The sequence below is a fragment of the Vibrio xiamenensis genome (assembly GCF_900100015.1).
Classification (GTDB): domain Bacteria; phylum Pseudomonadota; class Gammaproteobacteria; order Enterobacterales; family Vibrionaceae; genus Vibrio; species Vibrio xiamenensis.
Map to the genome: position 1 here is coordinate 32851 of NZ_FNDD01000026.1, position 23356 is coordinate 56206.

16 protein-coding genes and 1 pseudogene are annotated in these 23356 nt (G+C 45.9%); 7 read left to right on the top strand and 10 right to left on the bottom strand.

Annotation, left to right across the window (positions count from 1 at the left end):
- Positions 1-17: 17 nt before the first annotated feature.
- Positions 18-2885 carry an aminomethyl-transferring glycine dehydrogenase gene (gene gcvP, locus BLS03_RS18265; protein WP_093277305.1) on the top strand — a complete coding sequence of 956 codons (2868 nt, stop codon included), beginning with the start codon at positions 18-20 and terminating at the stop codon, positions 2883-2885.
- A 10-nt stretch (positions 2886-2895) separates the two neighbouring features.
- Here gcvP and BLS03_RS18270 read toward each other — a convergent pair.
- The 3 genes and pseudogenes from BLS03_RS18270 to BLS03_RS18280 all read right to left on the bottom strand — a co-directional run.
- Positions 2896-3081: pseudogene (locus tag BLS03_RS18270) on the bottom strand (transposase); the annotation flags it as partial.
- A gap of 339 nt (positions 3082-3420) precedes the next feature.
- Positions 3421-4665 carry an MFS transporter gene (locus BLS03_RS18275; protein ID WP_093277308.1) on the bottom strand — a complete coding sequence of 415 codons (1245 nt, stop codon included), beginning with the start codon at positions 4663-4665 and terminating at the stop codon, positions 3421-3423.
- Positions 4666-4671: 6 nt separating this feature from the next.
- Positions 4672-5757: a helix-turn-helix domain-containing protein gene (locus tag BLS03_RS18280; protein ID WP_176765630.1), complete on the bottom strand. Its 1086-nt coding sequence runs from the start codon at positions 5755-5757 to the stop codon at positions 4672-4674.
- Between the two features lie 273 nt (positions 5758-6030).
- Between BLS03_RS18280 and BLS03_RS18285 the strand changes: the two genes are divergently transcribed.
- Positions 6031-8430: a glycoside hydrolase family 3 N-terminal domain-containing protein gene (locus BLS03_RS18285; RefSeq protein WP_093277314.1), complete on the top strand. Its 2400-nt coding sequence runs from the start codon at positions 6031-6033 to the stop codon at positions 8428-8430.
- 202 nt (positions 8431-8632) lie between these two features.
- Here the strand turns inward: BLS03_RS18285 and BLS03_RS18290 are convergent, their stop codons facing one another.
- Positions 8633-8974 (bottom strand): hypothetical protein, encoded by a 342-nt coding sequence (locus BLS03_RS18290; RefSeq protein ID WP_093277316.1) that lies wholly within the window; start codon positions 8972-8974, stop codon positions 8633-8635.
- 197 nt (positions 8975-9171) lie between these two features.
- Between BLS03_RS18290 and BLS03_RS18295 the strand changes: the two genes are divergently transcribed.
- Both BLS03_RS18295 and BLS03_RS18300 read left to right on the top strand, forming a co-directional pair.
- The gene (locus BLS03_RS18295) at positions 9172-10167 is read left to right on the top strand and encodes an arabinan endo-1,5-alpha-L-arabinosidase (protein WP_093277318.1); all 996 of its coding nucleotides are present in this window, start codon (positions 9172-9174) and stop codon (positions 10165-10167) included.
- 278 nt (positions 10168-10445) lie between these two features.
- A complete protein-coding gene (locus BLS03_RS18300) occupies positions 10446-11441 on the top strand; it encodes an arabinan endo-1,5-alpha-L-arabinosidase (protein ID WP_093277321.1) in 996 nt (331 codons plus the stop codon).
- A 74-nt stretch (positions 11442-11515) separates the two neighbouring features.
- On the opposite strand, the gene BLS03_RS18305 is transcribed toward BLS03_RS18300, so the two are convergent.
- The gene (locus BLS03_RS18305) at positions 11516-12028 is read right to left on the bottom strand and encodes a DUF3750 domain-containing protein (protein WP_176765636.1); all 513 of its coding nucleotides are present in this window, start codon (positions 12026-12028) and stop codon (positions 11516-11518) included.
- 118 nt (positions 12029-12146) lie between these two features.
- Positions 12147-13031 (bottom strand): LysR family transcriptional regulator, encoded by an 885-nt coding sequence (locus tag BLS03_RS18310; protein ID WP_093277329.1) that lies wholly within the window; start codon positions 13029-13031, stop codon positions 12147-12149.
- A 130-nt stretch (positions 13032-13161) separates the two neighbouring features.
- On the opposite strand from BLS03_RS18310, the gene BLS03_RS18315 reads away from it, so the two are divergent.
- Positions 13162-13662 (top strand): phenolic acid decarboxylase, encoded by a 501-nt coding sequence (locus BLS03_RS18315; RefSeq protein ID WP_176765631.1) that lies wholly within the window; start codon positions 13162-13164, stop codon positions 13660-13662.
- A gap of 132 nt (positions 13663-13794) precedes the next feature.
- Here BLS03_RS18315 and BLS03_RS18320 read toward each other — a convergent pair whose 3' ends face one another.
- The 3 genes from BLS03_RS18320 to BLS03_RS18330 form a co-directional block, all read right to left on the bottom strand.
- Positions 13795-14562 carry an NAD(P)-binding domain-containing protein gene (locus BLS03_RS18320; protein WP_176765632.1) on the bottom strand — a complete coding sequence of 256 codons (768 nt, stop codon included), beginning with the start codon at positions 14560-14562 and terminating at the stop codon, positions 13795-13797.
- A 136-nt stretch (positions 14563-14698) separates the two neighbouring features.
- Positions 14699-15823 (bottom strand): polysaccharide deacetylase family protein, encoded by a 1125-nt coding sequence (locus BLS03_RS18325; RefSeq protein WP_176765633.1) that lies wholly within the window; start codon positions 15821-15823, stop codon positions 14699-14701.
- 322 nt (positions 15824-16145) lie between these two features.
- Complete coding sequence (locus BLS03_RS18330) at positions 16146-17552, bottom strand: amidohydrolase (RefSeq protein WP_093277339.1); 1407 nt, start codon at positions 17550-17552, stop codon at positions 16146-16148.
- A 331-nt stretch (positions 17553-17883) separates the two neighbouring features.
- On the opposite strand from BLS03_RS18330, the gene BLS03_RS18335 reads away from it, so the two are divergent.
- Together BLS03_RS18335 and BLS03_RS18340 are read left to right on the top strand one after the other, a co-directional pair.
- On the top strand, positions 17884-20712 hold the full coding sequence (locus BLS03_RS18335) for an FAD-binding and (Fe-S)-binding domain-containing protein (protein WP_093277344.1): 2829 nt from the start codon (positions 17884-17886) through the stop codon (positions 20710-20712).
- Between the two features lie 172 nt (positions 20713-20884).
- The gene (locus BLS03_RS18340; RefSeq protein ID WP_093277347.1) at positions 20885-21541 is read left to right on the top strand and encodes an esterase/lipase family protein; all 657 of its coding nucleotides are present in this window, start codon (positions 20885-20887) and stop codon (positions 21539-21541) included.
- Between the two features lie 51 nt (positions 21542-21592).
- On the opposite strand, the gene BLS03_RS18345 is transcribed toward BLS03_RS18340, so the two are convergent.
- Positions 21593-23221, bottom strand: coding sequence for a methyl-accepting chemotaxis protein (locus tag BLS03_RS18345; RefSeq protein WP_093277351.1), 1629 nt, complete (start codon positions 23219-23221; stop codon positions 21593-21595).
- Between the last annotated feature and the right edge of the window lie 135 nt (positions 23222-23356).

The following is a 23356-nucleotide window of genomic DNA, read 5'->3' on the forward strand; positions in this document are numbered from 1 at the left end:
AGAAGGTAAAGGAAATCATGACAGAATTACTTCAAAGCCTAAGCACCCAAAACGAATTTGTCGGCCGTCACAACGGACCAAATTCAGCCGATCAACAAAAAATGCTGGCGACGGTTAACGCGCCAAGCCTTGATGCATTGATTGATCAAACCGTTCCCGCCCAAATTCGTCTTGAAGCGCCAATGACGCTTGCGCCGGCGAAAAGCGAAGCCGACATGCTGGCGGCAATGAAACACTTTGCTAACCAGAACCAAGTCAAGCGTACCTTTATTGGTCAGGGCTATTACAACACCTTTACGCCAAACGTGATTCTTCGCAATGTACTGGAAAACCCAGGTTGGTACACCGCGTATACACCCTATCAGCCAGAAATTTCTCAAGGCCGCTTAGAAGCGCTACTGAATTTTCAACAGATGGTCATGGATTTAACTGGCATGGACATCGCCAACGCCTCGCTGCTTGATGAAGCAACGGCGGCGGCAGAAGCCATGACGCTATGTAAACGCGCCGGTAAGAGCAAAAGCAACACCTTCTTTGTTGCAGACGATGTTCATCCGCAAACCATCGAAGTCATCAAAACTCGCGCCAAATTTATTGGCTTTGAGGTCGTGATTGGTGCCATTGATACCCTCACCGACATGGACGTGTTCGGCGCATTATTGCAATACCCAACCACCTCAGGCGAAGTGCGTGACTTAACCGACATCATTGCTAACGCGCAAGCCAACAAAACACTTGTTGCCGTGGCATCAGACTTACTGGCTTCAACCCTGTTGAAACCGGCGGGTGAAATGGGCGCGGATGTCGTGATTGGTAGCGCACAACGCTTTGGCGTACCAATGGGTTACGGCGGTCCGCATGCGGCATTTATGGCAACGCGCGATAAACATAAGCGCACCATGCCTGGTCGCGTAATCGGTGTGTCTATCGATGCCAACGGCAACCAAGCACTGCGCATGGCGATGCAAACTCGTGAGCAACACATTCGCCGCGAAAAAGCGACATCGAATATCTGTACCGCGCAAGCGCTGCTGGCCAACATGGCATCGTTCTACGCGGTTTATCATGGCGCGAAAGGCCTGCGTACCATCGCTCGTCGCACTCACCATATGACAGCAATCCTAGCTGCTGGCCTAACCAAATCTGGCTTTGAACTGGCCAATAACAGCTTCTTTGACACCATCACTATTAACACTGGTGCGCAAACAGAAACGCTGTACAACCAAGCTCAGCAAGCGGATCTTAACTTGCGTAAATTGCCAAATCAGCTTGGCATCAGCTTGGATGAAACCACCACTCAAGCCGATATCGCTGCGCTGTTTGAAGTGTTTGGCGTTGACCAAGAAATCTCGACGCTGTCAAACGAAATTGCGGGTAATGAATTTGCCGCGATTCCAGAAGCATGCCGCCGCACCAGCGACTATCTGACTCACCCGGTATTTAACACTCACCATAGTGAAACTCAGATGATGCGCTACTTGAAACAGCTTGAGAACAAAGACTTCTCTCTAACTCACGGCATGATTCCACTTGGCAGCTGCACCATGAAACTCAATGCGGCAGCAGAGATGATTCCAATCACTTGGCCGGAATTTGGCGCGATTCACCCATTTGCGCCAAGCGAACAAGCGGCAGGCTATGCGGCGCTGGCGATTGATCTTAAACAGAAACTGTGTGAAATCACCGGTTACGATGAGTTTTCACTGCAGCCAAATTCTGGCGCATCGGGCGAATACGCCGGTCTTATCGCGATTCAGCGCTATCATGAAAGCCGTGGTGAAGGCCACCGCAACGTCTGCTTGATTCCAAGCTCGGCGCACGGTACTAACCCAGCCACCGCCTCTATGGTGTCAATGAAAGTGGTGGTGGTGAAATGTGATGACAACGGTAATATCGATTTAGGCGATTTGGCGGACAAGATTGACAAGCATCGCGACAATCTGTCTAGCATCATGATCACTTACCCATCAACGCACGGCGTTTACGAGCAGCAAGTGAAAGAAGTGTGCGAAATGGTGCACGCGGCAGGCGGCCAAGTTTATCTTGACGGCGCCAACATGAACGCGCAAGTTGGCCTAACCTCGCCTGGCTTTATCGGTTCAGATGTCTCGCACCTTAATCTGCACAAAACCTTCTGTATTCCACATGGCGGCGGCGGCCCAGGTATGGGACCAATCGGTGTTAAATCGCACCTTGCTCCTTTCTTACCAGGCCACATTGAAAACGGCGTTCAAGGCAGCGACTTTGCGGTTTCTGCCGCCGATCTTGGCAGTGCGTCAATTTTGCCAATCTCTTGGGCATATATTGCAATGATGGGCGCGCCAGGTTTAACTGACGCAACCAAAGTGGCGATTTTGAACGCCAACTATGTGATGGAGCGTCTTCGTCCCCACTTCCCTGTACTTTATCGTGGCAACAATGGCCGCGTAGCACACGAATGTATTATCGACATCCGTCCACTCAAAGAAGCGACAGGCATCAGCGAAGAAGATATCGCTAAGCGTTTGATGGATTACGGTTTCCACGCACCAACCATGTCGTTCCCGGTAGCGGGTACTTTGATGGTAGAACCGACTGAGTCGGAAGATCTGCAAGAGCTTGACCGCTTCTGCGATGCGATGATCGCCATTCGCCAAGAAATGGATCAAGTCAAAGATGGCGTGTGGCCATTGGATAACAACCCACTGGTCAATGCACCGCACACTCAAGTGGATCTTGCCAGCGATGATTGGAGCCGCCCATACTCACGCGAGCTTGGCTGTTTCCCATCAAGCGCGACTAAGCGCTGGAAATACTGGCCAACGGTTAACCGCGTTGATAACGTCTACGGCGACCGCAACCTTATCTGCTCTTGCCCAAGTATCGACAGCTATGAGGATAAATAACTCATGTGTCCGAGTATTTAAAATTGGGATAAAGTAAAAAAATATCCACCGGCATAATAGCCGGTGGTATTTCTAAAAGAATGTGGATATGATCCGCGCAACATTCCGCTTCAAGCATGTTCACATTTTTCCATTCACATAGTTTCCTCAGTATTTCACCTATTGCTCTGCGTTTTTCTCCGTAGAACACTTGCCTTTATTTCGGTGCAAAGACTTGTGCTATTTACAGTTCCAGCTAGAAAAATAAGCAGTTTACTTCCATATTTACTCACTTATCAAAAATAGAAAACTAACAACACCTATAACGATTCGTGTTATAGCAGTAGAAATATATAAGATGCGAGTAACTTCTGGATTTTTCAGTTATTAGCAATAATAAGCCAGATAATACAGAGCATAATTAATTACCAAAAATAAATAATCCACTACGTGTTGACCTCTTCAAAAATATTATCGGTCAACTTAAATTCTGGTTTTACACTACAACGGAGGCAGTTTCGATCACGGTAAAAATGATATGATGAAGCGTAAACTTTTACCCAGGGTATGAATCTTCATTCACCTTGCTTACAAAGATTGCAGACAGAATAGAAAAAGCTGCCATGGTTAAAAAGAACAGCGTATATCCATCATCTCTCATCCATATACGACCAAAATATATAATCGTTGGAGTGGCAAAACTAACCAAAGCTTTTGCTATATTATTAGTTGTATTCATTATGGCAAGATCTTTAGCACAGTGTTCTTTGGAAGGTAGCACTTGGTTGACTAAAGCTTGATCTACAGAATTAAAAACCCCCCAAACCAATTGATAAAAATATGATATAACCACTATATATACGATAGAGTATGAAATAGAGTAAAGACACATACAGACAGATAGACTAATCGCGGAAAAAATAATAAATGGCTTTTTGATTCTCTTTCTATCCGAGACATAACCAGAGACTATTCCAGATACAATCATAAAAACAATACCCAATGAAGTGATAGATTGTAATTTAAAAACATCCTCTGAAGAAAGATGAAATCTGGCTATGTAGAATAAGGTCATCATGCTCAGCCCTGAGCTTACTATATGAATAGATAACCGACTAAGCAAAGTCCATATAAAATTATTATACGACTCAATTTTTGGGGCGGTTGTATCTTTATTATTCTTATTAATCGATATAATTTTAACTGGACTATTATTTTTCTTAGAAAAATCAACAAACCAAACTATCGCTAAGTTAAATATCAATTGAATACAGGCCGTCAATATTATTTTATATTTTACTGACAGGTCAGAAAACCCACCAAAAATAATTACACTAAGTAACATAATGGTAAGAGGGATTAAGCTTCCCATTAATCCAGACACCTTCCCATAGTCTTCAAAATCATATAACTCAGGTATTATTGAAAAATATAGCAATGAAACCAATCCATATGAAAAGCTAGTTAATACCCAAAATACAATTAATATAGGAATATTATATGAATATGAAAAAGCAATCATGGATATAAAACCGAAAATGCTTCCTAATGTAATCCATATGCGTCTGCTAAGTAATCCAGAATTTAACTTATCAAAAAAATATCCACCAAGTGGATTTAAAAATATCAAGCTTAAATTGACCACGCCTAGAGATAAAGAAAACCACCAAGTTGCCGATTCTTGACCGACAATACGAATAATATTGAATTGACTTATTCCATAAGTTAACAATACAGTAGGTATAATGGATGTAGAAACCCCAACAATCATATATAAAATGGTAGTTAAACTTAATTTCATATAAAATTAAACATTATCAACATTCATGAAAATGGCATGATTAAACTCATGTCGATAAGATAATGGTGTCATCCTCATTGACGATTTAAAAAATCGCGTAAAAGAGGCTTGTGATGAAAACCCCAACATTTCAGATATAGATCCTATCGAATAAACCTGATCCTTCAAATAATCTGTGGCTAAGTCAATTAGTACTTTATTTAATATTTCACTATATGTTTTATCTACTTTTGATAATCGTCTTTGCAGTGTCCAAATTGGTATATTTAGTTTTGATGATACGTATTCAATTGAGCATTTTCCATCAGTGGAATGACTATAAAACCCACTTATGATCGTTGATATTTCATTAATTAATTCTATATTTTCATAAACATTATCATCTTTAAATAGAAACGACTTAAATTTACCCATATCTTTGATATAAGATAGTGACTCATTATAGTTATCAAATTTAGTTTTTAAATGTGACGTTTTTATTAACATTGAATTATTCAATCTATTAAGATTAACATTGCATTCCAAATCTTTAATTATTTCACTTTCAAAAGTTGGTTGACTTCCAGATATAAAATCCATAGATATTTTATAATCATTAAATTTATATAAATAATACTTTGCTAGCCCCATTAGCACAATCATGTTTCCTAATGGTAAATAAATACTATTTTTCAACTTGTCACATGGTGGATTAAATTTTATTTTTATTACATCATGACTGACCTGAATAACTTTAGAACTATTATACTCTTCACCTCCGCTTATTAATAGATAAGAATATATTGCAGATAATAAATTTTTACTGTTTAAACATACAATGCCGAATTGTGGATATACGCGCGAGTAATTAAACAAAATATCTTCTTTTTTATTGTATACTTTTAATATATTAAATCCTAACTTTTCAGCCCTATGTATTAAGTTGTAATATTCTAATATTGGAACTTTATTACTTCTCTTATAAATTGAATTATTTTTAAAAGAAAGAACCTCAATGACATCTTGGTAAGAAAAACCATTGCCTATTGATTTATCGATGATTTGATTACACAAGAAATATGGAACATAAATCATATCAGTGATTTTCTTCATTAGAAAACTTAACCGTATCATTGATGACCAACATAGACAATGGTAAGCAATTCAATATTGTGAACTTATTCAAATAATATATAAGCTGTGATTAAAAGGTAAAAACATGCAATTAGATGATAAGGTTAAAAACTCGATAAATAGTATTGTATTCATACACCCCCAATGAATGATTATTTAATTTCTTAAATTTAAAACTTTATGCATTTTATATTAATCATAGAAGAAAGTAACTCACAACAATTAAATTATAAACATTTACAAGGAGTTATAATGAATACGAAGCACAACTTTACGCATAGAAAATACAACATATTAATTATCATTTCGTTTATCACAATTATAATAGGATGTAATGATTCAGACGACGATAGAACCACACTAACAGGTGATGATTATTATCAAAATATTGCTGAAGGTTATTTATCAAACATGACACTCACTGAAAAAATAGATGTTGTATCCGGATCAGACATTGGCTCAGATGCCGACCCTATCAACTTAAAGAATACCGCATGGGGAGCGGTAGGTACTATTAATGGGGTCATCAATGATGATTTGGATTTGCCTGCAGTAAAGCTATCGGACGGACCAGCTGGCGTAAAATCTGCGCCTTATCTTGTTGACGAAGACCTGTCTGATTCATATGCAACAGCATTTCCTATTGGGTCATTGTTAGCATCGACTTGGAATACCGAACTGGTTGAAGAGCTTGCACAAAAATTAGGTGCTGAAGCAAAAGAACTTGGCACTGACTTTTTACTAACTCCAGGAATGAATATTCAAAGAAATCCGCTTGCAGGAAGAAACTTCGAGTATTTTTCAGAGGATCCTATCGTTTCAGGAAAAATGGCGGCAGCCATCGTTAACGGAGTTCAATCTCAGGGAGTTGGAGCAACGTTAAAGCATTTTTTTGGTAATGAATCTGAAAGTAACCGATTATATGTCGATGTTGTCGCCACACCACGATCATTACGCGAAATATATCTGAAAGGCTTCAGAATCGCGATAGACGAATCGGAACCTTGGTCGATTATGTCTAGCTATAACAAAGTTAATGGTTCATATGTTGGTCATCGCAAAGACGCTATGACGGATATATTACGCAATGAATGGGGATTTAAGGGATTTGCCATGACGGATTGGGGAGCAGATGATGTTGCCAATGACACAGATTCGCCAGCAAAACTCATGAAGGCAGGTAACGATCTCGTCATGGCCGGTGGTGATGCGATTAAAGAAGACTTGCAGGCGTCCGTTGAAAGTGGAGATCTGGACGAGAGTATTATCGACCAAAACGTGGTTAGGATTTTGACACAAGCGCAAAAAACGCCTTCTTACAGCAATTATGATTACAGTGGCGTGCCAGATTCTGAAACTAGCATAGACGTCGCTCGACGTGCGGGCACTGAAGGTATGGTGCTGGTAAAAAACGATAGCGCATTACCCATAGACGGCGACAGCCAAACCGTCGCCATGTTTGGTGTCGCTCAATATGCGACATACAAAGGAGGCTTAGGCAGTGGAAATGTTTTGGCCAAATATACAATCGATATTGCGACAGGTCTTTCCGAACGATTTACCGTTAATGAAGATTTAATGTCTTGGTATCAAACCTATTTTGATGCGAACAAAATTGCCCACTATGATAGCTGGGGTCCGTTGGCCTATTACGAAATTGATGAAGCCTCGGTTACCGACAATAGTGATCTTGAAACATTATTAACGGAATCTGCTGAGTCTAATGACGTTGCAGTGATAGCCATTAGTCGTCAGGCAGGGGAAGGCGCAGATAGAACAGAGACCGAAGGTGACTACTACCTTTCTGCAGATGAATTAGAGATGATAACTCAAGTTTCTAGCGCATTTCACGAACAAAGCAAGAAAGTGGTGGTGGTAGTGAATAACAACGGCGTTATCGATACATCACAATGGAGTGATCTCGTCGATGGTATTCTCATCGCTTATATGGGTGGTCAAGAGATGGGCTATGAAGTGGCAGACCTTCTCTCCGGTGATGTCAACCCTAGTGGTAAATTAGCGCAAACTTACCCTGCAAATTATACTGATGTTCCAAACGCAGACTCCTTTCCTGGTGTTGATGAGGATGGCGATGGTGATGTAGACAAGATTTATTACAACGAAGGCATCTATGTTGGCTATCGTTACTACACCTCCAAAGATGTCGACGTGGCTTACCCGTTTGGATATGGCCTCTCATACACCACCTTTACTATTGATAAAGCGTCAATAAGTAATAACACCTTAAGTGATGGCTATTCAGGACAACTGACATTATCTGCAACCGTGACCAATACCGGTGGTATTTCAGGCAAAGAAGTGGCACAAGTTTATGTCACCGCGCCAGAAGTTAAACTTAAGAAGCCAACCATCGAATTAAAAGCATTTGCCAAAACATCTGAGCTAAATCCGGGGGGATCAGAAACGTTGACCTTTGATATCTCATCATTTGAACTCGCAAGCTTTGACCCCAACGGCGATGAATGGATCATTGAACCGGGGACATATAAAGTCTACATCTCGAACTCATCAGATATCTCAGATACAACACCGATTTCGTTCAGCGTCTCTCAAGAGATAGTGGTCGCTGAGACAACGCCCGGCGCATTGAGTACCACGGATAACTCAATCGTCGATGTAGATGTGGAATAACACATAGCCAGCGTCAACCATGGTATTGGGCCAGCGACCACTTAGCACCAGAAGTGGTGACTACAGCGATAGAGGCAACACTTGGCTAAATAAATTACCATTCGCTAATAGGCCCGCAGCTCCATACAAAAAGCGAACCATACGGTTCGCTTTTTTATTCATCGTATTTAGCCAATCGATACTTGCTTCTACATCCGTCTTGCTAGTTATACTTTTTCGATTTAGGTTTTTGCATCTCTTTACTATTTTGCATTTGCTTGTGCAATTTAGCTTCACACTCTTTGGCGCTGCGGCCATCGCGCTGACACGACTTAAGCTTTTGTTGGTAATCTTGGCGCTGTGCTTGTGTCATTGTCATTTGATTGTGCATGCTATTGGTTTGGCTCTTCGCCTCGCCCATCTTACTCATCCCTTGCTGCTGCGCCGATTTGGCATTGTCATTCATCATAGTACTTTCTGACGTCATCGAATTGGATGCGGCAACACTGGTCATACTCACGCTGTAAAGTATCGCAGCGCTCATGGCTGCTAAACAATATTTCATAAACTCGCCTTAACGACCACGCCGGTATTCAAGGTTCTTGCTGATGGGTGGTCGTGACTCAAGTGTAGTTCACTACGCTTGCATTAAAGTGTGATTTGTCACGCCGCCCTAACGGAATTAACGGGCAGCGATCGCAGTCAAAATGCATTTAAGCTCATACAATTGCTCGGCCAATTTCGAGAAATAAAAGGATTTTCATGAACATAATAATAAAAGTGCTGGCCACATTGGCGTGTTACTTTGCTGTCCTGCCGATGGTGAATGCTACCCAAGTTCAAGCTCATGACCCGGTCATGGTACAAGAAAACGGTGTTTACTACCTGTTTAGCACCGGACCTGGCGTCACCATCTATACTTCAACCGACAAAGTACATTGGCGCCAAAGTGGAAGAGTGTTTAAAAGCCAACCAAGCTGGGCGCGCAAAGTTGCTCCGGATTTTAATGGCCACCTGTGGGCGCCGGACATCATCCAGCACGACGGCAAGTTTTATCTCTATTATTCGGTGTCAGCCTTTGGCCAAAACACCTCAGCAATTGGCGTAACAGTCAACAAAACCCTCGACCCGCAATCTGCAGATTACCAATGGGTCGATCAGGGTATCGTGTTGCAATCGGTGCCATTTCGCGATAACTGGAACGCGATTGATCCAGCCGTGATTCACGATCAAGATGGCACGCCGTGGATGAGTTTTGGCTCGTTTTGGGGCGGACTAAAATTAGTTAAGCTCAATGCCAATCTGACTGAGTTGGCACAACCGCAAACTTGGTATGACTTGGCTACCCGTCCTGGCGTGGAATATAACCCGATCGAAGCGCCATTTATCTTTTATAAAGACGGTTATTACTACCTGTTTGCCTCGTTTGATTTTTGCTGTCGCGGCGTGAAAAGCACCTACAAAACCGTGGTTGGGCGCAGTAAGTATGTCGATGGCCCATATCTTGACAAAAACGGCAAATCCATGCTTGAAGGCGGCGGTACCCCAGTGTTGACTGGCAATAAAGACTGGGCAGGCGTTGGTCACAACTCGGTCTATACCTTTGATAACCAAGATTATATCGTATTGCACGCTTATGAAATGGCCACCAACGGCACTCAGCGCCTGCGCATTCTGCCTATAACTTGGCAAGACGGTTGGCCGGTTGTCAATGAGAGTGACCTCAATACTCACACTACCGAGTTAGTGTCTGATTGAGCGTCAATACAACTGCCGTAAATTGACAGACATGCGAACTCATTTGCAGGTGGGGTACACGCCCGCCTGCTGCTTAATATCTCACTAAGTCATGCAAAATAAGCGCAATTCCCCCAAACGAGATACTGATATTCCCATCACCAGATAGCCCTATTTCATTGTCCAAGCTCGCATCTTAGTTATGCGCATTTTTCTATAGTCTAGCCGTGCCCCCAACACGCAGATATGGAACGTCTCCGTATCAGTTAATACACTGATTACTTAGAAAAAGGCTAACAATGAAACGCAGAATTTCCCTCGCAACGTCATTACTACTCGGTCTAGCAAGTTTATCGCTCGCACAGGCAGATCAATTGGAAGTGCACGACCCCACCATGGCGCGCGACCACGGCACCTACTACGTGTTCAGCACAGGCCCGGGCATCACCGTTTATTCCTCGCCGGACATGGTGCATTGGCGCTATTCCGATCGGGTCTTTGCCACCGAACCGGACTGGGCAACTGACGTAGCACCCGATTTTGATGGTAATTTATGGGCGCCCGACATCGTCAAACAGAACGGTAAATACTACCTCTACTATTCGGTGTCGGCGTTTGGCCAAAATACCTCTGGGATCGGCGTTGCAACCAATGCCACCCTCAACCCTAAAGCCCGCAACTACCAATGGGTCGACCAAGGCATTGTGATCCAATCTGACCCAGACCAAGATAACTGGAATGCCATCGACCCTGCGGTGACTCGCGATGAAGATGGCACGCCGTGGATGGCATTTGGCTCGTTTTGGGGCGGTTTGAAACTGGTGCGACTCAACCCCAATCTTACCAGCGTGGCCGAGCCTCAAGAGTGGTATGACTTGGCCACGCGCCCGGGCGTCACCTACAATCCGATCGAAGCGGCGTTTATCTTCAAAAAAGGTCCGTATTACTATCTTTTTGCATCGTTTGATTTCTGCTGCCAAGGCGTAGATAGCACCTACAAAATCATGGTTGGCCGTAGCCACAATATTCAAGGTCCGTATTACGATAAAGATGGCGTATCGATGTTGGAAGGGGGTGGCTCACTGGTACTTGGCGGAAATGATGACTGGGCGGCGCTGGGTCATAACGCGGTTTACACCTTTGGTCACAAAGATTATATGGTGTTCCATGCCTACGAAACCGCCGATGACGGCATCCAAAAATTACGTATTTTACAAGTGCATTGGCGCGATGGTTGGCCGGAGGTTAACGAAGAAGATCTCAATACCAACACCACCGTGTTGCTGGAAGATTAACAGCAAACGGCGAATAGCCACGATGCCCAAAGGCGAGCAATGCTCGCCTGTTTTAATCCCGCGTAAGCTAAAGGTTAATCCGCATAACCACTGCCGATAGCGCGAAACGGCATATTTAGGCCAAGCTCAGGGACTTGTAACCCCACCCACGCCGGAAAGGTATTGCTATTTGGCCCGGGGAAAAGCGTGTATTGATTAGCCCAAGGGTAACGCGCAATAGCCGCTTCAATCTTAGGAATCAACTTTGCAGCTTGCGGCCCCTGAAGCGAAAGAATTTTTTCTGGTTTAGCACCGTACCAGTAACGATCCGGGGTTGCTGTCGTGTAGTGAGAAAGCGCCGGTTGACCGCGACCCACTCGCCATCCCACCACCTCATACACGGTATATTCACTGGCATTGTTGGCTTTGACCGCCAACCAAGAATGCACCGCAAACCAGCCTCGCCAACCAAACGCATCCGCGGCGTAAAATTCGATCACCGCTTGCTGGTTGACGGCTGGATCTGGCGCAATACCTGCCGGTTCTCGACTTGCGGTGCGCCAATCGGTTTTACTGCATCCGCCAAGCAGCATAATGGCCGCCAACATGGCAGCGGTTAAGCATCGGCTCCAATCAGGTTTCGCTTTGACATCATGTTTGATGCTTTGACGCATATGTGCTCTCCGTGCTTCATCTTTTATTACCCTAACAAAATAACCATAGGTTTTAATCCCGCGCTTTGTTATTTTGCAGCGCATCCGCCAATGCCTGAACACAGGCGTCGTAGCGAACTTGGTCATTTTTCACCAAATACAGTGAGGTCACGCGGCTCATACTCGCCTGACTGGAAATCGGTTGAAGCTCGCCACTGGCGAGATGGGTTTGAATTTCGCTTTCTGGTAACCAACCACAGCCAAGATTGTTGACGATGGCATCAATTGCCGACGGCAACGAGGTAAAAAACCACGACTCTTGATATTTGGTTGGCGAATGGGCCGCTTGCTGATGGTGACGATCCACCACTTGAATCATCGGAAAGCGTTTCAGTTGCGAGGCGCGTAGATGCTCTGCCGAGCGAAATATGTCGTGATTGCGATGCGCCACCAGCATAAATTGCACATCGGTTAGACGCGCTTTTTCAACCTTAGCGTTATGATCAAGGCTTATCACATACACATCATCATTCGCCTGATCGAGCATAATCCGCCCTTCGTCGCGCACCGTCTCTTTAAGGTGAATATGAGTATTAGGATATTGTTGATTGAATTGCTTGAGCGCGGCAAATAGCCAAGCTTTAGGATACAAACTGTCGACCACCAGATTGATCACCGCACGTTCACCTTGTTGAATCGACTGCGCTTTAAGCTCTAAATCCTGCCAGCCATCAAGCAGCAAACTGGCTTGCTCAAGCAGCGCGCGCCCTTCTTTGGTTAAGATGAGTTTTCGCCCTTGTAGTTCGAGCAGTTCAATGCCAAGGCGCTGCTGAAGTTGATTCAGTTGATAACTGATGGAAGGTTGGCTGCGAAACAATTTGTCTCCGGCTTTCGCAATGCTGCCCTCTTCCACCACACTGCGCAGCAACTGCCACTGCTCTAACGTGGAATGAAACATAACACCCTCATAAACATCAAATAATTTTATATTTAACATCAAAAATGGCGACTTTTACATAAAAATAATAAGGGTATAGTAACTTCATCGGCCAAATAAATGGCTGTTAAATTTTTCTAAGGAGTTGATTATGTTTGATAAACAAGATTTAAGCGGCATCGTTGGTAAACATCTGGTTTATACCTACGACAACGGTTGGAATTACGAAGTGTATGTCAAAAACGATCACACCATGGACTACCGTATTCACAGCGGCATCGTGGGTAATCGTTGGGTAAAACATCAAGAGATCTATCTGGTGCGCGTCGCTGACGAGGTGTACAAAATCTCTTGGACCGAACCAACCGGTACCGATGTGAGCCTGATCATTAACTTGGCAGACAAAGTGTTCCACGGCACGATTTTCTTCCCTCGTTGGATCATCAATAATCCAGAAAAAACCATCTGTTTCCAAAACGATCATATTCCGCAAATGGAAGCGTATCGTGAAGCAGGCCCGGTTTACCCAACCGAAGTGATCGACGAATTTGCCACTATCACCTTTGTACGTGATTGCGGTGAAAATAACGAAGACGTTATCAACTGCCCAGCCAGTGAACTACCAAAAGATTTTCCGAATAATCTGTTGTAGAACGCGAAAAAAATTGTAGAGCACGAAACTCGTCCTACCCATTACGAATTCATACTAAGACCTTAAACGATAAAGGCGAGCGATTAAGCTCGCCTTTTTATGTGGAAGAATGATTGGAGATTGCTTTGATGACTAACGCTTTTTGCGTAACTGATTCAACACGTCATCGCTGGCGTTCTGCCACGCCTCAAATGCGCCCGCATTTTGCAAAAAGTGGCGACCTTGCTCGGTAAAGGTGCCCGGCGTTGAAATGGATTTACCTAAGTCTTCCAGGCTCCAGTCAGGATGTTCCCCGGCATAGGCGGCGCAATCGCGTAAATTGCCCAGCACCAATGCTCGCGCGTCATGGCTCTCTAGCCCTTGTTTTTCTAGCCAAGACTGCATTTGGCTGGCCAGAAAGTAATACCAGCCGTTCATACACATACTCACCGTTGCCACTTGGTATTCCGCCTCAGTATTCAGCGCCACCAAATCACCAAGCGGCGCAAATAGCGCTTCAGCATCGGCATTTTTCGGCGCCATAATCACAGTGCTACTATTCACTTCCGCCGCGTAATTCAGCATGGCGCGTACACAGTTTTGATGGCCAAACAGCTGCTGAGTATCTGACAGCGAATAGCCCGCCACCAGCGATACCACCAGTTGCTCCGAGCTAAAAGTGACTTCGCGGCTTAGCTCATCAAGCGATTCAGGGCGCACACCAATAATCACGATTTCGGATTTGTCCACCACCGCCTGGTTATCGGGCATGATTTCACATGGGAATTCACTGGCTAAGCGTTGGGCGCGGTCAAAATTGCGTGGCGATAAATACACCCGCGCCAAATGGTTGTGTTTGAAAATACCCGCGACGATTTTCTCGCTGAGCTCACCCACACCTAATATCCCTATTCTCTTCATACCATCCTCTTGCTCGGCAAAATCGCGCATTCAATGCGCTGTCATCGTTTGATTTTTGTTATTTGATTGATGACCTTAACAAACTCCGCCAACGCTGTCATATTCAAAACGCATCAAATCGGCGCGAAACAGCGCTTCAATCAATCGATGCGATTTTACTTTGCTCTTGTGGCTGTGACTGTGGCTGCTCGGATTCTTGCTTCGGCTCGCTTGATGGCAGCTTGGTTCGGTCTTTCGCCACCACCCACTGCTGCGACAGCCAGTAATACGGCCACCCGTTGCGATGCGGCGCGGTGCAGTTGAGGCGATGACGACCCGCGCTCATCGGCGCATCAGGCTGAGTCACAAAAGTGGTTTTGTTCTCCCAGTCCACTTTCAGTGATTGCCCATCGAGATAGCATTGCAGATGAGGATAGTAAACATACTTTGAGGGCATCACTGTCACTTTAAGCTCCGGCTGTGGATTGAGCGTTTGCGGACTTGGCAACTGAGCGTAATCCAGTGGCAGTGGCTGAGCACTGATTTTGTGACGCAGCGCTTTTGGTGTGGCATAGTTCCCCGCCGCATTAAAGCGCGGTAATGCTTGCCAATCGGAGACCACATCGATAGAACCCGACTGCTGACCGAACGCAATGTAGCCTTGCTGTTTCATCCAAGCTTTAAGGTCATTGTTATACTCGCCGTATGGGTAAGCGAACAGCGTCGATGTTTTGCCGATTTGCTCGCTGATGCGCAAGCCCGCTGCGGTGATATTTTGTTTGGTGGCTTCAAGCCAGTCGTCATCGCTAAAGGCATTTTTCACCAAATGGGCGTGATCAACGCTGTGGTTCGCAATCGTCACGCCATTGGCTGACATCTCTTTGAGCTGCGCCCAACTGCAGTAATCCGGGTAGTGGTGGTCGATAGGTTTAGTCACCACAAATACCGTAAATGGCAGTTTGCGTTTTTTTAGTTCCGGGTAAGCCGTATTGCACACTGAGGCAAAAGCATCATCAAAAGTTAACGCCAAGCTTTTTTGTTTCAGCAATTGACCATTTTTGATTTGCGTAACCGCCTGTTCTAAATCGACGATCTGATAACCTTTGGCTTTAAAGTCATCTAACTGAGCGAGAAAATCGGCGACTTTGGTTGAGGTGGTAAACGGGGTGTCATCGGCAACATGATGATAAAGAAGCACATTTAACGGGTAAGCGGATACAGAGCCACTGACTAGTAGCAACAACAGTGAAGTGCGCGTTAACGCGGCCTTTTTATTCAACACATCGATCTCCCGCCCTAACTGGACTTGGTATTGACCCACTTTGCGTGCGCCTTACTACAAACAACTCAGACTCACCCTCTTAGAATAACCGTGTGCTCACCATCAAAGCGTAGAACACAAACTTAACTAGCAAGAGGATTGATAATATAAGTGCTTGATTCTAAGACGGCACACCTGCGTGGCAATGTTGACGGGCCTAAAAAGCCGACCTCATTCCAATTCCGCATTCTGCTGGTTTTACCACTAACAAAAAACGCGAGCTCGAGGCCCGCGTTTTTTGTCTTGATGATCAAAGCGTTCAACTTTAGGTTTGGACTCAGCGTTACAATACTTCCTCGCCGCTGTCGATAACCGTCTTACGCACCACATCGGTAAACTGAATCGCTTCATCCCGAATGGCATCTTCATCAACGGTCAGCATTTGACGGTCTTGCATCAATATTTTGCCATCAACAATCGTGTGGCGAACATTGCCAGCGTTGGCAGAATACACCAGCGCTGAATATGGGTTGTACATCGGCACCATATTTGGCGCTTTGGTATCAATCACAATGACATCCGCAAGCTTGCCCACTTCCAGCGAGCCAATCTTATCTTCCATATGCAGTGCTCTTGCCGCGCCCATGGTCGCCATGTCGATCACTTTCACTGGCGGCATCGCCGCGCGGTCATGGTTAACCAGTTTGTGCACTTTGGCGACTTGATTAAACTCATCAATGATACTTAATCCGTTGCCAGACATCGGCCCATCAGTGCCTAAACCAATTCGCACGCCTTGGTCATACATTTTCAGCGCTGGCGATACACCTTTGGCTGATTTGATGTTCGCGCTCATGTTATGGGCAACGCCCATGTCACTTTGTTTGACCAATTCAATGTCTTTGTCATCCACCAAAATCATGTGTGCGCCCACCAAATGCTTATTCAAAGCGCCAATGTCATGCATATATTGGACTGGGCTTTTACCGCCGCTGCGCTCAGCGATTTTCTCTTGCTCACGATGCGACTCCGCCAAATGCGTTAGCACCGGCACATTATATTGCTCCGACAATTTAGCGACTTTCTGCAACGTTTCAGTGGTGTTGGTGTACGGGGCGTGCGGCGCAAACGCCGGAGTAATACGCGGATGATGGCGGTATTGCTGAATGAATTTTTCCGCGTAGGCGATACCCTCATCGGCGTTCTTGGCATCTGCAACCGGAAATTGAATCACACTTTCACCTAGCACCGCGCGCATGCCGATTTTGTCGACGGTTTTGGCGACTTCATCTTCGAAGTAATACATATCGGCGTAAGTCGTGACTCCACCTTTAACCATTTCGACATTGCCTAAGTTGGCGCCGATACGCACCATATCCCGTGACACTAATTTGGCCTCAAGCGGGAAAATATAGCGGTGTAAACGATCGGGTACGTCATCGGCGAGAGAGCGAAATACCGTCATAGACACGTGAGTGTGGGTATTAATCAGCCCTGGCATTACGATATCGCCGTCAACATCCAGCGACTGAGCCGCTTGATAACGCTCGGCGAGAGAGCGGTCACCCACCGCGACGATTTTGTTGCCTTTGATTGCCAAGCTACCATGTTGATACACCGATTTATCGGCGTTCATGGTGAGAATTGTGGCGTCGTTAATCAGAAGATCCACCGCTTCCTTGGCGTAACTTGGAGCAGCGATGCTCGCCGCGCTTAAAGCCAGTGCCACAACAGAGTGTCGAAAAGTCATTTTGCGTCCATTTCAATGCAAGTAAAGACCTCACACTAGCATTGACGCCAAGCGTTTGGAATACGTCAAAAAACTTTAACATTTACCGTACAATCAGCCACATAGATAAAGCATCTTGCAACTTAATCCTCTGCGGCATATCGATTTATGCCACCAATTTGTTATGCCTTAGAGCCCCTCATCGTCAGAATATTCGCCAACGATTATCGCTAACCATTGTGCCAAGCTATTGCGTGGCTCACATCACAGCCGCTACGGCTGTGCTATCACTAATACTTGTCAAACCAACTAGATAGTCGCCGAAATATCACTGCCTGATCGGGAGCAACCCATGCCCTTAACACCAGTTAACAAGTACCATTTACTCAAACAAAAACTGGAACATCGTATCGATGCCAAGCGTATCATTGACCAACCCGACCTATGTTTAGCGTATGGCAGTGATGCCAGTTTCTATCGCTTGGTGCCGAAATTGGTGCTGCGACTAAAAAGTATCCAAGAAGTCATTTTCACGCTTAAGACCTGCACCGAACTGCGCTTGCCGGTTACGTTTCGCGCCGCAGGCACCAGTTTGTCTGGGCAGGCACTGTCGGACTCAGTGCTCATCACCCTCACAGATGACTGGCGCGGACACAAGGTTTTGCAAAATGGTGAAAAAATTCGCCTTCAACCGGGTGTGATTGGCGCCGACGCAAACCGTTACTTGTTGCCCTATCAACGTAAAATTGGCCCAGACCCTGCGTCTATCAACAGCTGTAAAATCGGTGGTATCGCCTCCAATAACGCCAGTGGCATGTGTTGTGGCACGGCGCAAAACTCTTATCGCACCGTCGATAGTATGAAGATAGTGTTCAGTGATGGCACGATGCTCGATACCGGCGATGATGAAAGCATTCATAATTTCAAACACCAGCACAGCGAATTCATCGCGGGTATTGAAGCGCTGTGCGAACACACCCAAAGTGATGCGGCGCTGTGCAAACGCATTTATCACAAATATCGGCTCAAAAACACCACCGGCTACGCCCTTAATGCACTGGTGGACTATCAATCACCGATTGATGTGATTGAGCATCTGATGATTGGTTCGGAAGGCACACTCGGCTTTATCGCCGAAATCACCTATCGCACCGTCAAAGAGCAGCCATTTAAAGCCTCAGCGCTACTGGTATTTGCCGATATCGACACCGCTAGCCAAGCGGTCAGTGCAATGGCTAAAACGCCGGTTGCCGCCGTGGAGCTAATGGATGGCCGCTCACTACGCTCGATTGCCGGTAAACCTGGCATGGCGGATTTTATCGCTAATCTCGACCTCAATGCCTGCGCGCTATTGGTGGAATCTCATGCAGACAGCGCCGAGCAGCTCGACGCTCAATGCCAAACCATCATGGCGGCCATCGCGGCGTTTGAACGCATTGAGGAAGTCGCTTTTACCTGCGATTCCGCGACCGTCTCGGCTTTATGGCAAATACGCAAAGGTCTGTTTCCAGCCGTTGGCGCAGTGCGAAGCCTTGGCACTACAGTTATCATCGAAGATGTGGCGTTTCCGGTCGCCAAACTGGCTGGCGGAATTCGCGACCTGCAAGCGTTATTTGATAAGTACCGCTATCAAGAAGCGATCATTTTTGGTCACGCGCTGGATGGCAACTTACATTTTGTCTTTACTCAAAGTTTTGAAACTCAGGAAGAAATTTCCCGCTACGGCGCGTTTATGCAAGACGTCAGCGAACTGGTCGCGGTGAAATACCAAGGTTCGCTTAAAGCAGAGCATGGCACCGGGCGTAATATGGCGCCATTTATCGAGCTGGAATGGGGCAAGCAAGGCCTTGAACTGATGCAGAAAATCAAAGCGCTGTTTGACCCGCATTCACTCCTTAATCCTGGAGTTATCATTAACGCCAACCCTAACGCCCATCTTGAACACTTAAAACCCATGCCTGCGACAAACTCACTGGTCGACCCCTGCATCGAGTGCGGTTTTTGTGAATCGGTTTGCCCTTCTCGAACCTTGTCGCTGTCGCCGCGCCAACGCATTATTCTCTATCGTGAACTCGCCCGTCGCCGCAGCGCCAACCAAAGCGCCCATGGCTTAACGGAGCTATTTCAATATCAAGGCATTGATACCTGCGCGGCGACCGGTTTGTGCGCCGAGCGTTGCCCCGTGGGGATTAACACTGGCGAGCTAATCAAACAATTACGAGCACGCAATGCAAAAGGCGCTGGTATTGCTCACTGGAGCGCTAACCATTTCTCCAGCGCCACACGATGGCTCAAAGTGGGCCTTGCGGCACAATATCAGCTTGGCCAGTGGCTACCTCATCAGCGCCTGAGTAAGTTAAGCCTCAAACTGCGCGCCAAAACCGCCAATCAAACCCCGATTTGGCTCAGCGAATTACCCAACCGTAACCGCCATCACCTCGCACAGTTTCAAGAATCCCCGGCGACGTCTAATCACCGTAAGGTGGTGTATTTGCCCTCGTGCATCAGTCGCACTATGGGCAGCTCCCGCACCGATATCGATAAGCGCTCACTCACCGAAGTGACCACATCTCTACTCACCAAGGCCGGTTATGACATTATCACGGCGAAATCGCTCAACGAGTTATGTTGCGGCTTGCCGTATGCCAGCAAGGGCTTTGCGGATCTCGCGCGCCAAAAAGCCGAGCAGCTAGAACAAGCGCTGTGGCAAGCCAGTCGCCAAGGCGAATATCCAGTGCTGATGGATACCAGCCCATGCGTTAAGCAGAGCATGCAGCACTTCACCAAGCCAATGACCATCTTTGAACCTAGCGAGTTTGTTGAACGCCACCTTATTGAGCATTTAAATATTACGCCAGTGCAAGAAACCGTCATGTTGCACATTACCTGCAGTGCCAAGCGTATGGGCCTTGAGCAGCGAATGCTCGACACAGCCAAACGCTGCGCCAGTGAAGTGATTGTCGCTGAACATATCGATTGCTGTGGCTGGGCCGGTGATAAAGGGCTGTTTACGCCTGAACTTAACGCCGCGGCGCTTGCGCCGCTCAAAGCACAGATTCCCAAACACTGTAAACGAGGCTTTAGCAATAGCCGCAGCTGTGAAATCGGCTTGTCACACCATAGCGGTATCAGTTATCAATCGATTCTGTATTTAGTGGATCAAGCATCGAGCGCGAAATAGACCGAAGCCAAATCGCAATGCTATGCCCAGTCAGCAGCAAAGCAGCAAAGCAGCAAAGCAGCAACCATAGCAATCGGTAAGCGTAGGAAAACAGCAATTTTCGCCGAGGCTGGTTTTCGCCACACACGAATTTGGTTATATTAATGGCTCGGCTTTTTCAGGGAAACACTCGATGAATATCATCATATTGCATGGTTTGTATATGCATGGCGTGGTCATGAAACCCCTAAGTCAGAAACTGCGTAAACTCGGCTATTCGACTCAAGTGGTCAGCTACAATACCGTTGCGATTGAAGATGAGCGCGTGTTTCAGACCATCGATAATGCCCTAGACCCACAGCAAACCAATGTTTTGGTCGGTCATAGTTTAGGCGGCTTAATGATCAAACACTATCTCAAAGCTCGTCAACCTTCTTTGCAGTTAATTTCCCATGTCGTGGCGGTCGGTTCGCCGCTAAAAGGCGCATCGATTGCGGTACAGCTTCAAAAGCTTGGCCTTGGCGCAATTCTTGGTAACGCGACCTTATATGGTTTGAATCATCATCATGACGAGTGGCATTACCCACAAAAACTCGGCAGCATCGCTGGCACACTGCCATTTGGCTTTCGCCCTTTGCTACTTGGCGGTGGTTTGATGTCAGATGGTACCGTCGCCGTCAAAGAGACCTGTATTGACGGCATGACAGATCATATTGAAACTCCGAATACGCATACTAGCATGTTGTATCGCAGCGACATCGCCGAACAAATCGACCACTTTATTCGCCATGACCAATTCGACCATAGCCGCGCTCGCCGCTCTCATTCAAGCAAAGTTAATTTGAGATAAAAAAGCCCACTTTTCAGTGGGCTGTTTATTCGCTTAACGCTTAACCATGGCTTACAGCGTAAAGAATGATAATTGCGCTTTCTGCTGCTCTGCCAATTTCGATAACTCGGCGCTGGATGCGGCGCTCTGGCTGATGCCCGCCACATTTTGGCTTACTAGCTCAGACATATTGACCACGTTACGGTTAATGTCGTGAGTCACTTGAGATTGCTCTTCTGCCGCGGTCGCGACTTGAGCGTTGGCATCATTGATGCTCATAACCGATTCGGTAATCCCGTGCAGCGCATCATTAGCTTGCTGAGTCAGTTCGTTATTCTTCGCTAACATATCAAGGCTTTGCTGCATGCTTTCATTCGCTAAACCTGATTGATGTTGTAGCTCTTCAATAATGGTTTGAATTTCTACCGTTGAATCCTGAGTTCGAGCCGCCAGCATACGTACTTCATCAGCAACCACGGCAAAGCCGCGACCAGATTCACCCGCACGAGCAGCTTCAATGGCAGCATTCAGCGCCAGCAAGTTGGTTTGCTCGGAAACGCCGCGAATAACTTCAACCACATCGTTGATCTGTTCTGATTGAGTCTTAAGCTTCATAACCACTTGCGCTGCATCGTTAAGCGCTTTATTAACTTGCTCGCTGGCTTTATGACTTTCACTGAAAATCGACAAACCAGATTGGGCCAATTGGTCAGCTTCGCGTGCGGTTGAATCGGCAATCGAGGCGTTATCACTTACGTTGTGGGCCGTGCTGGCCAGTTCATTGACCGCCGATGCCACTTGTTCGATTTCAGCGCGTTCTTGCTGAGCATTTTGCTCAGATTGCATCATCACTGCCGCCAGTTCCGTTGCCGCAGACGCGACATCTTCACTGATACGTGTTAGCGCCTCAACCGTAGTGTGAAGCTGTTCAACTGTGGTATTGACGTCATGACTAAGCAGCGCGACTTCGCTCTTGCCTTCCACTTTAGCACGTACAGAGAGATCGCCGCGGGCGATTTCTTTCATCACTTGCTGCAATTTTTTGATTGGCTGAACGATCAAACCAGAAAGGAACCAAGCGACAATCAAAGAGACCACCAGCACCAACAGAACGCAGACGCTAGCAATCATGGTTACACGCGCACTTTGCGCTCGGCTCGCGGCCATCGCAGCGTCGGCGTTTTGGTTGACGGTTTGTGATAAGGCATTGATTGCAGCGACCATTTCATTCCCTGCAGTGCGATAGCCAGTGATAAACTGGTTGCGCTCATCTGGACGCACTAAGCCTTTGTCGGCGCGGCTGAAAAAGCCAATCGCAGAATGGGAATAGTTAATGTATTTACTGATGGTATCGTTAACGGATTTGATCTCATCAACAAACAAACCTTTGGAAGAAAGTATGGTCAATTCTTTTTTAATTTCGCCCATACCAGTATTTAATTCGTTAGCGAAACCATCACGACGTTTTGCATCATATATGGCATAAACTGCGCTAATACGTAACGGATAAACCGTACTAACCACAGTTGCAATGGTATCTTTATAGAAGACAAGTTCGCTGGTGTTTTCCGCCATACGTTGCTGTTCGTCTTCTAAATTATTTTTAGTAATCCATAAAGATATTAATAATGCCAGCGCCGTAAATAGCACTGGTACTAATACTTGCGTGCGAATAGACAAGTTTTTTAATGAGAAGTGCATAAGGGCCTCTAATTAAATTGTGTATAAATTGTTATAATTTTATAAGTAACAGTCAAATTTTGGACATTTAGTCTAGTCGAGCTGGAGTTTCGAGTCTAGACAAAACGTCTTATCGACTTCACTTAAATTAACACC